This is a genomic window from Sulfurovum sp. XGS-02, assembly GCF_023213175.1.
Lineage (GTDB): Bacteria > Campylobacterota > Campylobacteria > Campylobacterales > Sulfurovaceae > Sulfurovum.
This window is the reverse complement of sequence record NZ_CP093312.1, coordinates 1,989,658-2,004,275: the sequence shown is the minus strand read 5'-3', so window position 1 is coordinate 2,004,275 and position 14,618 is coordinate 1,989,658. Positions and strand designations below refer to the sequence as shown.

Sequence of the window (14,618 nt, the reverse complement as noted above, 5' to 3'; positions counted from 1 at the left end):
GTGAATCGTTTTAGAGAGAAATTGAACCATTTTTCAGAATTGGTCATGTTTAAACACTCAGTGTTTTCCCTGCCATTTATCTTTATAGCCATGCTTGTGGCTGCACAAGGTTGGTTTGGCTGGAAGCTATTGTTTTTAGGCACATTGGCTGCAGTTACTGCACGAAACTTTGCTATGGGTGTCAACCGTTATCTGGATAGAGATATTGATAGACTGAATCCACGTACGAAAAATCGTCCTTCTGTAGACGGTAGGGTATCCAATAGACAAATGGTCGGGTTTGTCGTGATGAATGCATTGTTGTTTATGGTGGTGGCGTATTTCGTGAACCCATTGGCTTTTCAGCTCTCACTGCCTATTTTAGTTGTCCTTGGGGCCTATACACTTTTTAAGCGTTTCTCATCAATGGCACACCTTATCTTAGGGGTGAGCTTGGGACTGGCACCCATAGCAGGTGTAGTGGCAGTAAACGGCGAGATAACTCTATGGTCTGTCTATCTGGCAATCGGGGTAATGTTCTGGGTCTCAGGATTTGACTTGCTCTACTCTCTGCAAGATATAGAATTTGATAAAGCACATGGATTACACTCTATCCCTTCTAAATTTGGGGCAAATAAGACTATGTGGATCGCAAGGGTATTCCATTTTTTAGCCATTGTTTTTTGGACTTATTTTGTAGTCAGCGCAGTATTAGGTTTTTGGGCGCAGCTTGCTATACTTTTTTCTGCTATCATGTTGAGTTATGAACACTACATCGTCAACAAAGATTTTACAAAAATAGACAAAGCCTTTTTTACGGTGAATGGGTACTTGGGATTTGTTTTTTTAACTTTGATTATTGTGGAGGTACTATAAGATGGAAATGATCGATATCACAGTTTTAGGGTTATTGGCACTCTTGGTGATCATACTGTTTATGCTTGTGGGGAAAAACAGTAAATTGGCAAAAGAAAATAAAAAGCTCAATGAGATACTGGATGTAAAGAATGTGACGATAGCAAACTATGAAGCATCACGTGTTGCAGTGAAAGATGTGATAGACAACTTCTCTTCTCTTGATGATGTGATGGAACTGATCAACGCGGGTGAAAGTAAAGCTTCTGTTTCTGAGAAACTTGGTATCCCTGTGAGCAAGATAGAATTGATCATCAAGTTCGACAAACTCAAAAAGAGAGACTGATGTCCAGAAGCTCATGGGAAGGAGTATTGTCTGAAGCGTATGCCTCTCTTGAGGCAGAGTATCAGAGATTTTTAGAAGAAGATGAGCACTACTTCCCTACCAAAGAAAACTACTTCAATGCCTTTAACACGCTTGCTAAAGAGAAGGTCAAATATATCCTCTTTGGCCAGGATCCCTATCCGAGAAGAGAGAGTGCCGGGGGATATGCCTTTATAGATACCAAAGTAGAGAAGCTCTTTTCCACATCTGGATTAAGTAAAGAGGTCAATCGTGCAACCAGTCTACGTAACTTTATGAAGATGGCGCTCGTCGCAAGCCAAAAGCTGACAACAGAGGATACTTCGCAAGAAGCCATTACCAAGTTAGATAAAACGCATATGATCGACTCTATAGATGACCTGCGGCGTAATTTTGAAAAAAACGGGGTATTGCTTTTAAATACAGCATTGATCTTTACAGATAAAAAGAGCAGCGCAAAACATATAAAGGCATGGAAACCTTTTGTGCAGACACTCTTGAATGCAATGGAAGAGGATGCACCGAAACTCATCTTGTTCGGTACACATGCAAAAGCACTGAGAAAGCAATTTACACTGGAGAAATTTGAAACGATCGAATTGGAGCATCCGTACAATCACACATTCATTTCCAACCCCAAGGCAATTAAATTATTCGGCCCTATGAATTTACTTGATAAATAAAGATTTCTCTGCTATAATTGCGCTCTAAATTATCGCTACTACACTTTTAATGTGCACTCATAGCTCAGCTGGATAGAGCATCGGTTTGCGGTACCGAAGGTCTCAGGTTCGAATCCTGATGGGTGTACCACTTCTAAACAACAATAAAACTAACATACCGGTGTTAATAGCATACTTTAGATTTCAATAATTCCCACCCGAGAGTCATACAATAATTTACATGTTATTTTTTATCAAAAATGTATTTATTTTCATTTTAGATATATAAATTGAGTAAAAATAGTACAAAGTTATGAATTTAGATATATAAATTAAAATATTGGGATATATTTTTTAAAAATTCAAATTATAATAAAATGTTTATTTTGTATAAATGCTACACCTATCGTGAGGTAGGGCCAGAAAGCCATGGATCTTGGATACTGTAACTCTATAGTAGATGAAAAGACCGCCAGGTTACACAATCAACACAACATTATAATAAAAAGGGAAGTAATGAAAAAGAGTATTGTATCTCTTGTGTCCATTATGGCACTAAGCGGAATGGCTTATGCGGGTGGTGATATGACGAAAGTTGTAGAGCCTGTTGTTGAAATACCAGAGGTTGAAGTAAATCCTTTTTATGCAGGATTTGGTCTAGGTGAAGTATCTGTGAATAATGATACCACTGATGAAGAAATATCTTCAACAACCTTAATGATTCAAGCAGGTTATCAAGTCAATGAATATCTGGCTTTTGAAGGTCGTTATTCATTTGGTTTGGGAGATTCAGATTATGATGCAGGGAATTTGACAAATGTGGCAAATGCTTATGATGGTGATGTATCTACTTGGGGAGTTTATGTTAAACCTATGTATCCGATCGGAGAGTTCTCACTCTATGCGCTTTTGGGATATGGTGAAGTGATGCTTGACGATCTTGCAGGCGGTGACGCCGTGGAAGGTGGGTTCCAGTGGGGAGTTGGAGCAAGTTATGCATTCACAGAAGAGATTTCTATCTTTGCTGATTATGTATCTTTGTATGATGATACAGGATTTGGCTATAGAGCACAGACTTCAGATGTAGATGCAGACGCTTGGACAGTTGGTCTCTCTTATAACTTTTAAAAAGGATTAGATAATGAAATCACCAAATTTGAAAATATTACCATTTATACTTGCAGGTGCTGCATTTTTGACTTTAAGCGGATGTGATGGAACGACAGGGGCACCATCTGATGAACCTCTTGCAGGGAGTGCAGGTGTTAGTACTCCAGCTGCTGTATCAGTGGATATTAATGACTTGTCACTTGGCTATAAAGTGACGGGTACAAGTATTCAAGGGGAGGAGAATAATAGTTCGATACAATTTATTTGTTTGGACCCTGAGGCACCTTTTGATGGCGACTCATTTATAAGCTGGAATAATGTATCTTACTATAACATAGTTGGCGATGTAATAGCATGGATACCTGAGGAGGCAGATATGAACCTTAGTACTGCAGAGGGTGGTACTCCTGGCAGATTGGAAGTGGGAGCAACCTATTTTCTAGAGGGTCCAGGAGGTCCAAATGAGAATTGGACGATTTTAGACATTCAAAAAACTGATTGTCAAATGGGACCAGTATAATTTATCAATCAATAATACACAAAGATGGAGAACTATCCATCTTTGTGTATAATAAATAATAGAGTATTTACGATGTAGATATTCTTTTTATCTTTTTCTATTCTTATTAAAAATATTTACTTTTTACACACCCCTTATAAACAACCAAGTCCTAACCAGATTTATATTATAATGATAGTAATAACTTTAGGGAGTTAATATCAATGAACATTTTACTCATTAACATCAATCCTGTAGTTTCAAGACTGCTTGCGCTTTGCACGAGAGATGAGTATATAGTGCTGGATGAAGTGGTGAGTGCAGATGCAGTGGATAAAGCTTCATATGAGATCGTTTTTGTGGATGAAGCTTCTTATACGGAGGATGTTCAGGCGTTACTTGAAGCATTGCAAGCCAGTAAAAAAGTTTTTATCTCTTATACCGGTGAAGCGGTGAAAGGCTTTGATGAGAGTGTCAAGAAACCGTTCCTGCCTTCACAGATCATCAACATTATTGAAAGTATCACTCCGGATGATCCCGATGAGGCAAAAGAAAAAGTTGCTTTGGATGAAGATATTTCTATGGGTTCGTTCTCTTTGGAAAATGAAGAGGCGGAGGATGAGATCTTGCCGGATATTTTTCTTTCGTCTGTAGAGGATGAAGAGAGTGATGATATGCCCGAACCGAAAGAAGATATGGGCCCCCCGGAAGTACTGGACAGTGATGAAATAGCAAAGATCAAAGCATTGCTGGATATGGACGATGAGCTAGAAGAGAATGAAGAAGATACTATCTCTTTGAGCGATGATGAGGTTGCGGCACGCAAAGTGAAAGTGATCAAAGAACAGCTGATCGCTGATGGATTAGAGATCGTAGAAGAAGATGAAATAGTCGAAGAGTTGAGCAAGGATACGGTCAATGCTCCAGAAGATACAGATGAGACATCTTCTAAGATAAAGAAAAAAGAAGAGATAGGATTGGATGAAGATGAGCTTTTTCGCATTGAAGAAGCGATCATGGCTGCACTGGTTCGAATGAAGCCTAAAAAGATCAAAAAGCTTTTAAAAGGCAAAGAGACAAAAATCAAAATAAAATTAGAGGATGATCAATAATGCAAAAAGGTGCTATTTTAGTGCTCTCAGGCCCAAGCGGTGCGGGTAAAAGTACCATTATCAACGCAGCATCAGATGAGATAGGTGAATATTATTTTTCTATATCGACGACCACACGTGCCCCCAGAGTAGGCGAAGAAGATGGTAAAGATTATTTTTTTGTCACCAAAGAGAGTTTTGAAGAAGATATCAAAGCGGGAAATTTTCTTGAGTATGCGGAGGTGCACGGCAACTACTACGGTACATCACTCAAGCCTGTAAGAGAAGCCCTGGAAGAGGGAAAACTGGTGATATTTGACATCGATGTACAGGGTCATAGACTTGTGCGTGCAAAGATGAACGACATTACTACTTCAGCATTTATCACACCGCCGACATTAAACGCATTGGAGACAAGACTTCGGGCACGATCTACAGATGATGAGTCAGTGATCGTGAAGCGCATTGAAAATGCAAAAGGTGAGATAAAAGCAGTCGGGGAGTATGACTTTACGATTATCAATGATACGGTAGAGGAAGCGACCAAACGTTTTGTGATCGTTGCAAGGGCCGCTAGATTGAAACAAAGTATAGAAGAGGAAGAAAAATTTATAAGACAATGGTTAGGTGAAAAGTAATATTAAATTTATTGCAGTATAATTGTTCAAATTAATGCTCATTGTAGCGAATATAAAGGATTAACATGGGTATGCCAAGTATGCCAGAATTACTAATCGTATTGGCGATTGTTGTGCTTCTTTTTGGAGCAAAGAAGATTCCAGATCTTGCTAAAGGTATGGGAAAAGGTATCAAAGACTTTAAAAAAGCAATTAAAGAGGACGAAGAAGAGCCTAAAGAGATTGCTTCAAAAGATGAGCCTAAAGTTGAAGCTTCAACAGAAGAGAAAAAAAGCGAAAATGCTTAAGTTTAATGCTGAGTACTTTGTGACTCAGTGTTGAAAATACTCCTCCAAATAGCTATGAAGCTATTTTCTACTACAATTCCATATTAACTATGACGGACAACCTATGAAATTAAAATTACAAATCAATCATGTGATCAAAGAAGCTTTTTCCAAAGCAGGTATAGATGCTGAGCCTATGAGCGTAACGGAAGCAACAAAGCCTGAGTTTGGGGACTTTCAGTTTAACGGTGCGATGGCATTGTCTAAAAAACTGGGTAAAAATCCTAGGATGATAGCTACAGAGATCATAGAAAATCTTGACCTAACAGGGATTTTGGCGAAAGCAGAGATAGCAGGACCGGGATTTATTAACCTATGGCTCAATCCTTTTTGGTTGGCTTCACAATGTGAAGTGGCACGTAAAGATAGTAGGCTTGGTGTAGAAGAGCGAGAAACACCTATCAAGGTAGTGGTAGATTATTCCGGTCCGAACATGGCAAAACAGATGCATGTAGGACACTTGCGTTCAACGATCATCGGTGATACCTTGGCAAACCTTTTAACCTACCTAGGGGATGAGGTCATACGTCAAAACCATATTGGAGACTGGGGTACACAGTTTGGAATGCTTATTGCCTACCTTGAAGAGATACATGAAGAGGGTACGGTAAGTTTGAAAGACCTTGAGCAGTTTTATAAGGATGCGAAAGGGCGTTTTGATGAAGATGAGGCATTTGCAGATAAAGCTAGAGAGTATGTGGTCAAGATCCAAAGTGGTGACAGTCACTGTTTGGCACTTTGGCAAAAATTTATAGATATCTCTTTGGGGCACTGTGAAGAGGTGTATGAAAAACTGAGTGTTAACCTGACGCGTGAAGATGTCCGTGCAGAGAGTTTTTACAATGATGACCTGCATAGTGTCATAAGTGATCTGGATGCCAAAGGATTATTGACACAGAGTGATGGTGCACAGTGTGTCTTTTTGGAAGGGGAGGAAATCCCGGTGATCGTTCAAAAGGGTGATGGAGGCTACCTTTATGCCACTACCGACCTTGCAGCATTGCGTTATAGGGCAAAGACACTGGGGGCAGAGCGTATTGCGTATGTGGTGGATGCAAGACAGGGGGAACACTTTAAACAGGTATTCAAAGTGGCAAAAGAGGCCGGCTTTGTTCCTGAAGAGGTGAAGCTTGAGCATATTGCCTTTGGTACGATGATGGGTAAAGACGGAAAACCATTTAAAACACGTGAAGGCGGAACAGTTAAACTGATTGAGCTGCTTGATGAGGCTGTTGCAAAAGCCAAAGAGACGATCAATGACAAAGAGAGCTATTCGGAAGAAGAACTAGAAGCACTGGCAAAGACCATAGGTATCGGTGCAGTGAAGTATGCAGACCTTTCGATCAACCGTGAATCCAACTATATTTTCAACTGGGATAAGATGTTGAGTTTTGAGGGTAACACGTCGCTCTATATGCAGTATGCCTATGCAAGGATTCAAAGTATCTTCAGAAAGTATGGCGGCCCAGTGGAGGGAGATATTGTTATCGGCGATGCATTGGAGCATAGACTTGCTACAATGATCCTGCGTTTTGAAGATATACTGAACCGTGCAGCAGTGGATGCCGCACCTAACCAGATCACAACCTATCTCTATGAGTTGGCAACGTTATTCATGCGTTTCTATGAACAGAACCCTATACTCAAAGAGGGTGTGGATGAAGCAACAAAGATGAGTCGATTACTCTTGGCTGATCTGACAGCTAAGACGATCAAACAAGGATTGGATATACTCGGGATCGAGACTGTCGATAAGCTATAATATCTACAACGTTTGGCAAAATTTTGAAGGGATTTTGCCGCTTCAAAGGGAGAAGTACGTATGAAAGCACTCATTATTCTAGCGATCTTTGCTACGCTGGGCATCATATTTTTTCAGTATTATCGAAGCAAAAACCTCAAAAAACTTTTGATAGCGTTTCTTACGTTTGGCGTGATCATTGCATTGGCAGTTATGGGAAATGTAACACGACAGGTCATGCCCCTATATCTGGCACATATGATATTGATGATTGTTTCATGGGGTGGATTGATACTCTATCTTGTAAAAGACCGATATATCGGGTGGGTGATCTTTTCACCGCTGGTGACTATTGGATTGTTTTTGTTAATGGAGTGGTTAACAGGATCGGGGCACGAGGGAATACTCCCTGCGCATTGATCTTTATGCTAGATCGCTATCCTGTTTCTTCTGATTCTCAACGAGTTCATTTAAAAATGTTTCAAGTGAATAGCGTTGTCTGTATTCAGGTATCATGATATGGATAAGTATATCTCCAAGGTCAGCTACGGACCACTCATCACTTGAGTCTGATGCAAGAAATGTATCTCCTTGTTTTTTAAGCTCCGTTTTTAGATGGTCAAAAAGTGCAAGGGTGTGTTTAGGATTGAGTGAGTTTGCGATCACTACACGTTTTGCTATATAATCTGCATCATCAAGGTTAAATACTTCTATCTCTTCAGCTTTCTTATCGTCAAGTACTTTTACGATATTTTCTATTCTTTCGTCTATTGTCATATGGTGTGGCCTTTCTAATATATGCTTGACAGATTCTCTGATCTTTCCGTCAATAAATTGTAAATCTTTCTCTTCTCTTATTTGGGTTGAACTTATAGGGGCATCTATATGCAGAAGCTTCCAGTTTTTAAGTTCATCCGTCTCTAAATGATGATCGTCCCGTGTTGCTATAACCCAAGTTATTGTTTCATTCAGCCATTCGAATGCATGCCATTTTGTCAATGTTGACAGGTTGTCAGATCCTATGATCAGATACTTGACATGGTATCTTTGGTTAAAATGTTTTACACTTTGTGAGGTGACTGTACTTTTACCTTCTTTGATCTCATAGTCATCTACTTTCACACGCTCAATAGGGTCAAATAGTGTATGACACCATGCAAGCCGTGTAGGAGCATCAGCCAGTGTAGATGTTTTAAAAGGGTTCAGATAGGCAGGTACGACTAACAGTTGATCAATTTGTAACTTTTCTACAGCTTTTTCAACGATTAGTTGGTGTCCTTTATGCGGAGGGTCAAAACTCCCCCCAAAGATAGCTATAGTAGGCTTTTGATGATTAACCAAATACTAACCTCATTTACTGTAAAATTGCGTAATTTTAGCATAATAATCATAAGGGTAAAGTATGGCTGTAAAAGTAGCAATTAACGGACTTGGAAGAATCGGTAGATGTGTGGCGCGTATTATTGCAGATAGAGATGATATTGAACTTGTTGCAGTAAATGCTTCGGGGACTGATGAGATGATCCAATACAACCTAAAATATGACTCTGTCCATGGAAGACGCAATGATATCACTGTAGCCGACGGCTATTTGAATATCGGTGGAACGAAAGCCAAGATCTTTGCAGAACGTGATCTTTCCAAGCTTGATTTTGCCTCTTGCGGTGCTGATCTTGTCTTAGAGTGTACAGGAGCGTTCTTGACAGCGGAGAGTGTACAGCCTTATTTGGACAATGGTGTAAAGAAAGTGGTTTTTTCTGCACCGGCAAAAGATGATACGGCAACATTCGTACTTGGAGCCAATGCTGATGATTATGCAGGTGAAGCGATCATTTCAAATGCTAGCTGTACGACCAACGGATTGGCTCCTGTAGCAAAGGTTTTGGATGATGTATTTGGTATAGAAAAAGGATTGATGACCACGATACACTCTTATACCTCTTCTCAGCCTATATTGGATGCAAAACATAAAAAAGATCCGAGAAAAGGGCGTGCCGGTGCAACGAATCTTGTCCCCACAACAACGGGTGCAGCAAAAGCCATCTCCAAAGTACTTCCAAACCTTTCAGGCAAGTTAAACGGGCAGGCGATAAGAGTACCAACGCCGGATGTCTCTATGGTCGATCTCACAGTAACCCTCAACACAAACGTAACAGTTGAAGAGGTACAAGCTGCATTCAAAACAGCCAGTGAAGGGTCACATAAAGGTATTTTAGGTGTAGATGAAGAGTACAGGGTCTCCCAGGATTTTGTGGGTGAAGAGTTAAGTACGGTAGTACCTCTCGATACTATCCAGGTGATAGGAGATAACATGGTTAAAGTGCTTTCTTGGTATGACAATGAGTGGGGATACTCTCGACGTCTGGTAGATATGGCAGTACACGTAAGTAAAAAGTAAGACAGGGAATAGATGAAAACATTAAAAGATTTAAAGATTGACGGTAAAAGAGTTTTTATAAGATGTGATTTTAATGTACCAAAGGATGAATTTGGGAATATTACAGATGACAGACGTATACGTTCTGCATTGGCGACAATTCGCTATTGCATAGACAGAGACTGTAAAATCATTCTTGCTTCACACTATGAAAGACCAGAACCAGGGAAGTATGAAGAGAAGTATTCATTGGCTCCTATAGCAAAAAGACTGCGTACCTTACTCAAAGTAGAAAATGAAATTTTTATGGCAGAAGATGTCGTAGGTGAAGATGCTAAAGCAAAAGCAGCGGTGATGAAAGAAGGCGATATGCTTTTACTTGAAAATCTCCGTTATGAAGCAGGGGAAACAGAAAATGATATGGCATTTGCTGAGCAGTTGGCAAGTTTTGCAGAGTTTTACGTGAATGATGCATTTGGTGCCTGTCATAGAAAACATGCTTCTATTGATGCGATCACCAAATTCTTTGATGCAGACCATAAGGCAGCAGGTTTTCTTATGAGTAAAGAGATCAATTTCTTCTCTAAAGTACTTGAAAACCCTGTGCGTCCTTTTATTGCAGTTGTGGGTGGATCCAAAGTATCTGGTAAACTTCAGGCCTTGACAAACCTTATCAATAAAGTCGACAAGATCATCATCGGCGGTGGAATGGCATTTACATTCCTTAAGGCACAAGGGTATGAAGTAGGTAATTCCTTGGTTGAAGATGATCTGTTGGATGAAGCAAAAGGTATTATGACCAAAGCCAAAGAGCTGGGGGTTAAACTCTATTTACCGGTTGATGTCGTGGTGGCACCAGAGTTTTCAGAGAAGACGACAGTCAAATTTCTGCCTATACAAGAGATCCCTGCAGGTTGGATGGGACTGGATATAGGTCCTGCATCTTCAAGACTTTTCCGTGAAGCACTTAATGATGCACAAACGATTATATGGAACGGTCCTATGGGTGTCTATGAAATGGATAGATATTCAAAAGGTAGTTTCGCTATGTCAAATAACATTGCACAAACACATGCGACGACGATCGTAGGGGGTGGTGACACTGCCGATGTGACACAACGTGCCGGTGATGCAGATGAGATGACCTTTGTAAGTACAGGTGGTGGAGCAAGCTTGAAACTGATAGAAGGTATTTCTCTGCCAGGAATAGAAGCACTTGAGTAAAAGGATTTTGATTGATTTTTGCAGCAAATTTTAAAACAAATCATACCAGAGCATCAACAGAAAAATACATTAAAGTATTGAATGAGAAGTTGCTTGCAAAAAAACCTGAAGACCAAGTTTATATCTTTCCTCCTGCAACAGCTTTAGGTAGATATGAGGGTGATTTTACTATCGGTACACAAAATGCCTATCCTGTGCAAAACGGTGCATTTACCGGAGAAATAGGTACAGAGCAGCTTGATGAATTCGGTATCAGAACGATACTCATCGGACATAGCGAAAGACGGGAACATTTAGGCGAGTCCCAAGACAAAGTAGCAGAGAAATTTACATTTTTTAAAGAGCAGGGGTATGAAATACTCTACTGCATTGGTGAACCGCTTGAGATAAGAGAAAAGGGTGATGAAGCGGTGATGGAGTATCTGCTTGCACAGTTTGATGGTATTGATATCAGCTATAAAAATCTTATCGTTGCTTATGAACCTATCTGGGCGATAGGAACAGGAAGATCTGCTACGGTTGAAGAGATAGCTTCTACCCATCAAGCGTTAAAACAAACTGTACAAAAGCCGCTGCTCTATGGAGGTAGTGTGAAGACATCTAATATTCAAGAGATTGCTGCGATTAGAGGTGTGGACGGTGTTTTAGTAGGATCTGCCTCTTTGGATGTAGAGAGTTTTTCCGAAATAATTTTAGCGTAGTCATATAGTGTCATTCTCGGACCTAATCCGAGGATGACGAGCGTTTATTTCAAGCTATTTTCTTATTTAAAGAGATCTTCCAGTGCTGATGTATCAGTCGTTTTTGTAACTTCTGCACTCTCTGAACTATCTACTTGTCTTTCGGTTACCCCTTCAATTTCGTTCAATTCTATCGTATATCCTGTCAGCATAGAGGCTAGACGGATATTAATTCCGGATTTACCGATCGCTTTTGCTTTTTGATCGCTTGTAATGTTGACAACCGCTTTTTTCTCATCAGCATCTACTTTGATACTCTGAGAAATGGCAGGACTTAATGCACGTGTGATGAAAACTTCAGGGATAGGTGAGAATTCGATACAGTCGATATTTTCACCGTTAAGCTCTTCACTGACGGCATTGATACGTACACCTTTAACCCCCACAGCTGCACCGATAGGATCGACATTCATCTGCTCTGTTTTCAGTGCTATTTTTGCTCTTTCCCCCGGGATCCTCGCTGCAGCCACGATCTCTACGACACCGTCATCGATCTCAGGTACTTCATTGGCCATCAGTGCTTCGAGGAATTTAGGTGAAGTTCTTGTCAATTCCAGGAAAAGACCATGATCCGGATCAACACTTACATATCTGAGAAGTGCACGGATAGAGTCTCCGCGTTTAAACTTCTCACCTTTGATACGGTTTCTCTGTGTAAGAATACCTTTAAGCTCACCGATCTCAACATGTGTATTGTCATCTGCATCCACACGGTTCACGGTACCTAACATCACTGAACCTACTTGTTCTTTGTATTTCTCAAAGAGATCCTGTTCTATACGTCTTTGTACATGGTACTCAAGCTCTCTGAAAAGATTTGCTGAAGCTGTACGCCCGTGTTCTTCCAAGATGAATTCCTCTTTTAACTGGTCTCCTACCTCTAAAGAGTCATCAAACTCTTGTGCATCGGAGAGAGCGATGAAACTGTCTGACTCGATTTCTTGCTTGTTCCCCTCTTTTCCTACTTCCACATAAAGTTGTTCATCATCATCGGCTACAACGGTAATGACCTTATAGACAGAATATTTTTTTGTATCATTGTCTATGTTCACTTCAAAGGTACTTGTAAAGCTTGTCAGTTTCTTAGCTGTATTGATCAAAGCTTCTTTAAACGCTTCTATCGCATGCTCTTTAGAGATATTTTTTTCGTGTGCTATCGCTTCTATGATGTCTAATATTTTTTCCATGATTTTTCCTAATTTATAAATGTTTTTCTAATCAATACAATATACCGCTACAAGAGGTAACATAACAGTGTCAATAACGTCTTGGGAGGTGTTGTTTTTGAAGTTGATTATTATAGCTAACCAAAGCTTTACAGAAAATAAAGTATAATTGTTGTATAAATCGGAAGAATAAATAATATAATTTAAAAGGTATCCATAGATGAAATTAAAACTTGCTAGAACAACCCTTAAAGCGAAGCCGAAAACGATTGAATTGCAAAAAATAGAAGATGAACTAGCGAATAGATCTATCTTTTATTTTGATAAAGATAACTCGCATAAAGAGCTGAAAGAGTTGATCGAATATTTTGAAGAAAAAGGTTTCTCTGTATATATGAGAGAAGTCAAGTACGGACTGGATGAGAATGAATATATCTACGAAGTACACATTATCGCATAAGACTGCTTCTAAGGTAGGCTTGGCGTAAGCATGGTTTTTTGGGCTTCAGTTCAAAAAACTACCCCATTAAAGAAGAGATAACATTTGAGTAAAAAATTATTTATAGAAACACTTGGTTGTGCGATGAACGTTCGTGACAGTGAACATATGATCGCAGAGCTGAACCAAAAAGAATCCTACGAAATCACTGAAAATCTGAAAGATGCTGACCTTATCATCATTAATACCTGTTCTGTCAGAGAGAAGCCTGTTGCAAAACTCTTTTCAGAGATCGGTGTCTTTAACAAAAACAAAAAACCCTCTGCCAAAATCGGTGTGACAGGATGTACCGCTTCCCATTTAGGTGATGAGATCATCAAACGTGCACCCTCTGTAGACTTTGTGCTAGGCGCAAGAAATGTCTCGAAGATCACTGAAGTGGTCCATAAAAAGCATGCCGTAGAGGTCAGTACGGATTTTGATGAAAGTACCTATGCCTTTGGCGAGTACAGAAGCAACCCTTACAAAGCGATGGTCAATATCTCCATAGGATGTGACAAGTCTTGTACCTTCTGTATCGTACCTGCAACACGTGGAGAAGAGATATCGATTCCTTCTGACCTTATCGTACAAGAGATTAAAAAAGCGGTAGCTACCGGTGCAAAAGAGGTGATGCTTCTTGGACAGAATGTCAATAACTACGGAAGACGATTCGGATCTTCAGAAGAACAGTGTGATTTTACACAGTTATTACAAAAGATCTCTAAGATAGAGGGGTTGGAGCGCATACGGTTTACCTCTCCTCACCCTTTACATATGGATGATGCTTTCATTCAGGAGTTCGCCTCTAATCCTAAGATATGCAAACAGATACATGTGCCTTTGCAAAGTGGCTCGACATCACTGCTCAAAGCAATGAAAAGAGGGTATACCAAAGAGAACTTCCTGAACCGCTGTGAAAAGATCCGTACACTTTGCCCTGAAGCCACGATCTCTACAGATATCATCGTTGGTTTTCCGGGTGAAAGTGATGCGGACTTTGAAGATACGATGGATGTACTGGAAAAAGTACGTTTTGAGCAGATGTTCTCTTTCAAATACTCTCCCCGTCCGCATACTGAAGCAGCAGAGTTTGATAATCAAATCGACGGCGATGTAGCCGGAGAGAGATTGACACGACTTCAGGCACGACATACTGAGATCCTGGATGAGATCATGGATGCGCAGTTGGGTACTATACATCAAGTCTATTTTGATGAACTCAAACCCAACGGAAGGGTTTCAGGGCGTTCAGATGATGGTAAACTCTTTTTCGTTCAGGGAAGTGAAGAGCTTTTAGGTAAAATAGTAGATGTCAAAGTGACAAAAACCTCTAGGGGTGCTCTTGATGGAGTGCTTGTTTAGGAG

At 40.1% G+C, this 14,618-nt stretch carries 17 protein-coding genes, 1 tRNA gene and 1 riboswitch; of the genes, 16 read left to right on the top strand and 2 right to left on the bottom strand.

The features are described 5' to 3' along the window. The 11 genes from mqnP (at position 1) to MN086_RS09885 (ending at position 7,685) form a co-directional block, all read left to right on the top strand. A complete protein-coding gene (gene mqnP, locus MN086_RS09935) occupies positions 1 to 855 on the top strand; it encodes a menaquinone biosynthesis prenyltransferase MqnP (RefSeq protein ID WP_248575849.1) in 855 nt (284 codons plus the stop codon). 1 nt (position 856) lies between these two features. Further along, the gene (locus MN086_RS09930; RefSeq protein ID WP_248575848.1) at positions 857 to 1,180 is read left to right on the top strand and encodes a sigma-70 family RNA polymerase sigma factor; all 324 of its coding nucleotides are present in this window, start codon (positions 857 to 859) and stop codon (positions 1,178 to 1,180) included. After that, positions 1,180 to 1,881 (top strand): uracil-DNA glycosylase family protein, encoded by a 702-nt coding sequence (locus tag MN086_RS09925; RefSeq protein ID WP_248575847.1) that lies wholly within the window; start codon positions 1,180 to 1,182, stop codon positions 1,879 to 1,881. Before MN086_RS09930 ends, MN086_RS09925 begins: the two co-directional genes overlap by 1 nt. A gap of 53 nt (positions 1,882 to 1,934) precedes the next feature. After that, a tRNA-Arg gene (locus tag MN086_RS09920) sits at positions 1,935 to 2,011 on the top strand. A 235-nt stretch (positions 2,012 to 2,246) separates the two neighbouring features. After that, a riboswitch (cyclic di-GMP riboswitch) is annotated at positions 2,247 to 2,345 on the top strand. 31 nt (positions 2,346 to 2,376) lie between these two features. Then, on the top strand, positions 2,377 to 2,988 hold the full coding sequence (locus MN086_RS09915; protein WP_248575846.1) for an outer membrane protein: 612 nt from the start codon (positions 2,377 to 2,379) through the stop codon (positions 2,986 to 2,988). Positions 2,989 to 3,001: 13 nt separating this feature from the next. Beyond that, positions 3,002 to 3,490 carry a hypothetical protein gene (locus MN086_RS09910; RefSeq protein WP_248575845.1) on the top strand — a complete coding sequence of 163 codons (489 nt, stop codon included), beginning with the start codon at positions 3,002 to 3,004 and terminating at the stop codon, positions 3,488 to 3,490. A gap of 203 nt (positions 3,491 to 3,693) precedes the next feature. Continuing rightward, positions 3,694 to 4,581: a hypothetical protein gene (locus tag MN086_RS09905; RefSeq protein ID WP_248575844.1), complete on the top strand. Its 888-nt coding sequence runs from the start codon at positions 3,694 to 3,696 to the stop codon at positions 4,579 to 4,581. After that, positions 4,581 to 5,198 carry a guanylate kinase gene (gmk, locus tag MN086_RS09900; RefSeq protein ID WP_248575843.1) on the top strand — a complete coding sequence of 206 codons (618 nt, stop codon included), beginning with the start codon at positions 4,581 to 4,583 and terminating at the stop codon, positions 5,196 to 5,198. Before MN086_RS09905 ends, gmk begins: the two co-directional genes overlap by 1 nt. 65 nt (positions 5,199 to 5,263) lie before the next feature. After that, entirely contained in the window at positions 5,264 to 5,485 is a 222-nt protein-coding gene (locus tag MN086_RS09895) for a twin-arginine translocase TatA/TatE family subunit (RefSeq protein WP_248575842.1), read from the top strand. Positions 5,486 to 5,588: 103 nt separating this feature from the next. Further along, positions 5,589 to 7,286: an arginine--tRNA ligase gene (gene argS, locus MN086_RS09890; protein ID WP_248575841.1), complete on the top strand. Its 1,698-nt coding sequence runs from the start codon at positions 5,589 to 5,591 to the stop codon at positions 7,284 to 7,286. 60 nt (positions 7,287 to 7,346) lie between these two features. Then, a complete protein-coding gene (locus MN086_RS09885) occupies positions 7,347 to 7,685 on the top strand; it encodes a hypothetical protein (protein ID WP_248575840.1) in 339 nt (112 codons plus the stop codon). A gap of 3 nt (positions 7,686 to 7,688) precedes the next feature. On the opposite strand, the gene nadD is transcribed toward MN086_RS09885, so the two are convergent. Further along, positions 7,689 to 8,606, bottom strand: a complete 918-nt coding sequence (nadD, locus tag MN086_RS09880; protein ID WP_248575839.1) for a nicotinate (nicotinamide) nucleotide adenylyltransferase — start codon at positions 8,604 to 8,606, stop codon at positions 7,689 to 7,691. A 61-nt stretch (positions 8,607 to 8,667) separates the two neighbouring features. Between nadD and gap the strand changes: the two genes are divergently transcribed. From gap to MN086_RS09865, 3 genes are read left to right on the top strand one after another with little or no spacing between them, the layout of a single operon-like run. Beyond that, the gene (gene gap / locus MN086_RS09875; protein WP_248575838.1) at positions 8,668 to 9,663 is read left to right on the top strand and encodes a type I glyceraldehyde-3-phosphate dehydrogenase; all 996 of its coding nucleotides are present in this window, start codon (positions 8,668 to 8,670) and stop codon (positions 9,661 to 9,663) included. A 12-nt stretch (positions 9,664 to 9,675) separates the two neighbouring features. Further along, positions 9,676 to 10,866 (top strand): phosphoglycerate kinase, encoded by a 1,191-nt coding sequence (gene pgk / locus MN086_RS09870; protein WP_248575837.1) that lies wholly within the window; start codon positions 9,676 to 9,678, stop codon positions 10,864 to 10,866. Between the two features lie 11 nt (positions 10,867 to 10,877). Next, positions 10,878 to 11,567 carry a triose-phosphate isomerase gene (locus MN086_RS09865; protein WP_248575836.1) on the top strand — a complete coding sequence of 230 codons (690 nt, stop codon included), beginning with the start codon at positions 10,878 to 10,880 and terminating at the stop codon, positions 11,565 to 11,567. 62 nt (positions 11,568 to 11,629) lie between these two features. Here MN086_RS09865 and nusA read toward each other — a convergent pair whose 3' ends face one another. Next, a complete protein-coding gene (gene nusA / locus MN086_RS09860) occupies positions 11,630 to 12,793 on the bottom strand; it encodes a transcription termination factor NusA (RefSeq protein ID WP_248575835.1) in 1,164 nt (387 codons plus the stop codon). A gap of 199 nt (positions 12,794 to 12,992) precedes the next feature. Between nusA and MN086_RS09855 the strand changes: the two genes are divergently transcribed. After that, positions 12,993 to 13,232 carry an HP0268 family nuclease gene (locus MN086_RS09855; protein ID WP_223898783.1) on the top strand — a complete coding sequence of 80 codons (240 nt, stop codon included), beginning with the start codon at positions 12,993 to 12,995 and terminating at the stop codon, positions 13,230 to 13,232. A gap of 84 nt (positions 13,233 to 13,316) precedes the next feature. After that, complete coding sequence (gene miaB, locus MN086_RS09850; RefSeq protein WP_248575834.1) at positions 13,317 to 14,615, top strand: tRNA (N6-isopentenyl adenosine(37)-C2)-methylthiotransferase MiaB; 1,299 nt, start codon at positions 13,317 to 13,319, stop codon at positions 14,613 to 14,615. The last annotated feature ends 3 nt before the right edge of the window (positions 14,616 to 14,618 follow it).

Bases quoted from the DNA above. Each gene is read 5' to 3' on its own strand.
- MN086_RS09930 (WP_248575848.1), top strand. From the start codon at position 857: ATGGAAATGATCGATATCACAGTTTTAGGGTTATTGGCACTCTTGGTG.
- MN086_RS09925 (WP_248575847.1), top strand. From the start codon at position 1,180: ATGTCCAGAAGCTCATGGGAAGGAGTATTGTCTGAAGCGTATGCCTCT.
- MN086_RS09915 (WP_248575846.1), top strand. From the start codon at position 2,377: ATGAAAAAGAGTATTGTATCTCTTGTGTCCATTATGGCACTAAGCGGA.
- MN086_RS09910 (WP_248575845.1), top strand. From the start codon at position 3,002: ATGAAATCACCAAATTTGAAAATATTACCATTTATACTTGCAGGTGCT.
- MN086_RS09905 (WP_248575844.1), top strand. From the start codon at position 3,694: ATGAACATTTTACTCATTAACATCAATCCTGTAGTTTCAAGACTGCTT.
- gmk (WP_248575843.1), top strand. From the start codon at position 4,581: ATGCAAAAAGGTGCTATTTTAGTGCTCTCAGGCCCAAGCGGTGCGGGT.
- MN086_RS09895 (WP_248575842.1), top strand. From the start codon at position 5,264: ATGGGTATGCCAAGTATGCCAGAATTACTAATCGTATTGGCGATTGTT.
- argS (WP_248575841.1), top strand. From the start codon at position 5,589: ATGAAATTAAAATTACAAATCAATCATGTGATCAAAGAAGCTTTTTCC.
- MN086_RS09885 (WP_248575840.1), top strand. From the start codon at position 7,347: ATGAAAGCACTCATTATTCTAGCGATCTTTGCTACGCTGGGCATCATA.
- gap (WP_248575838.1), top strand. From the start codon at position 8,668: ATGGCTGTAAAAGTAGCAATTAACGGACTTGGAAGAATCGGTAGATGT.
- pgk (WP_248575837.1), top strand. From the start codon at position 9,676: ATGAAAACATTAAAAGATTTAAAGATTGACGGTAAAAGAGTTTTTATA.
- nusA (WP_248575835.1), bottom strand. From the start codon at position 12,793: ATGGAAAAAATATTAGACATCATAGAAGCGATAGCACACGAAAAAAAT.
- MN086_RS09855 (WP_223898783.1), top strand. From the start codon at position 12,993: ATGAAATTAAAACTTGCTAGAACAACCCTTAAAGCGAAGCCGAAAACG.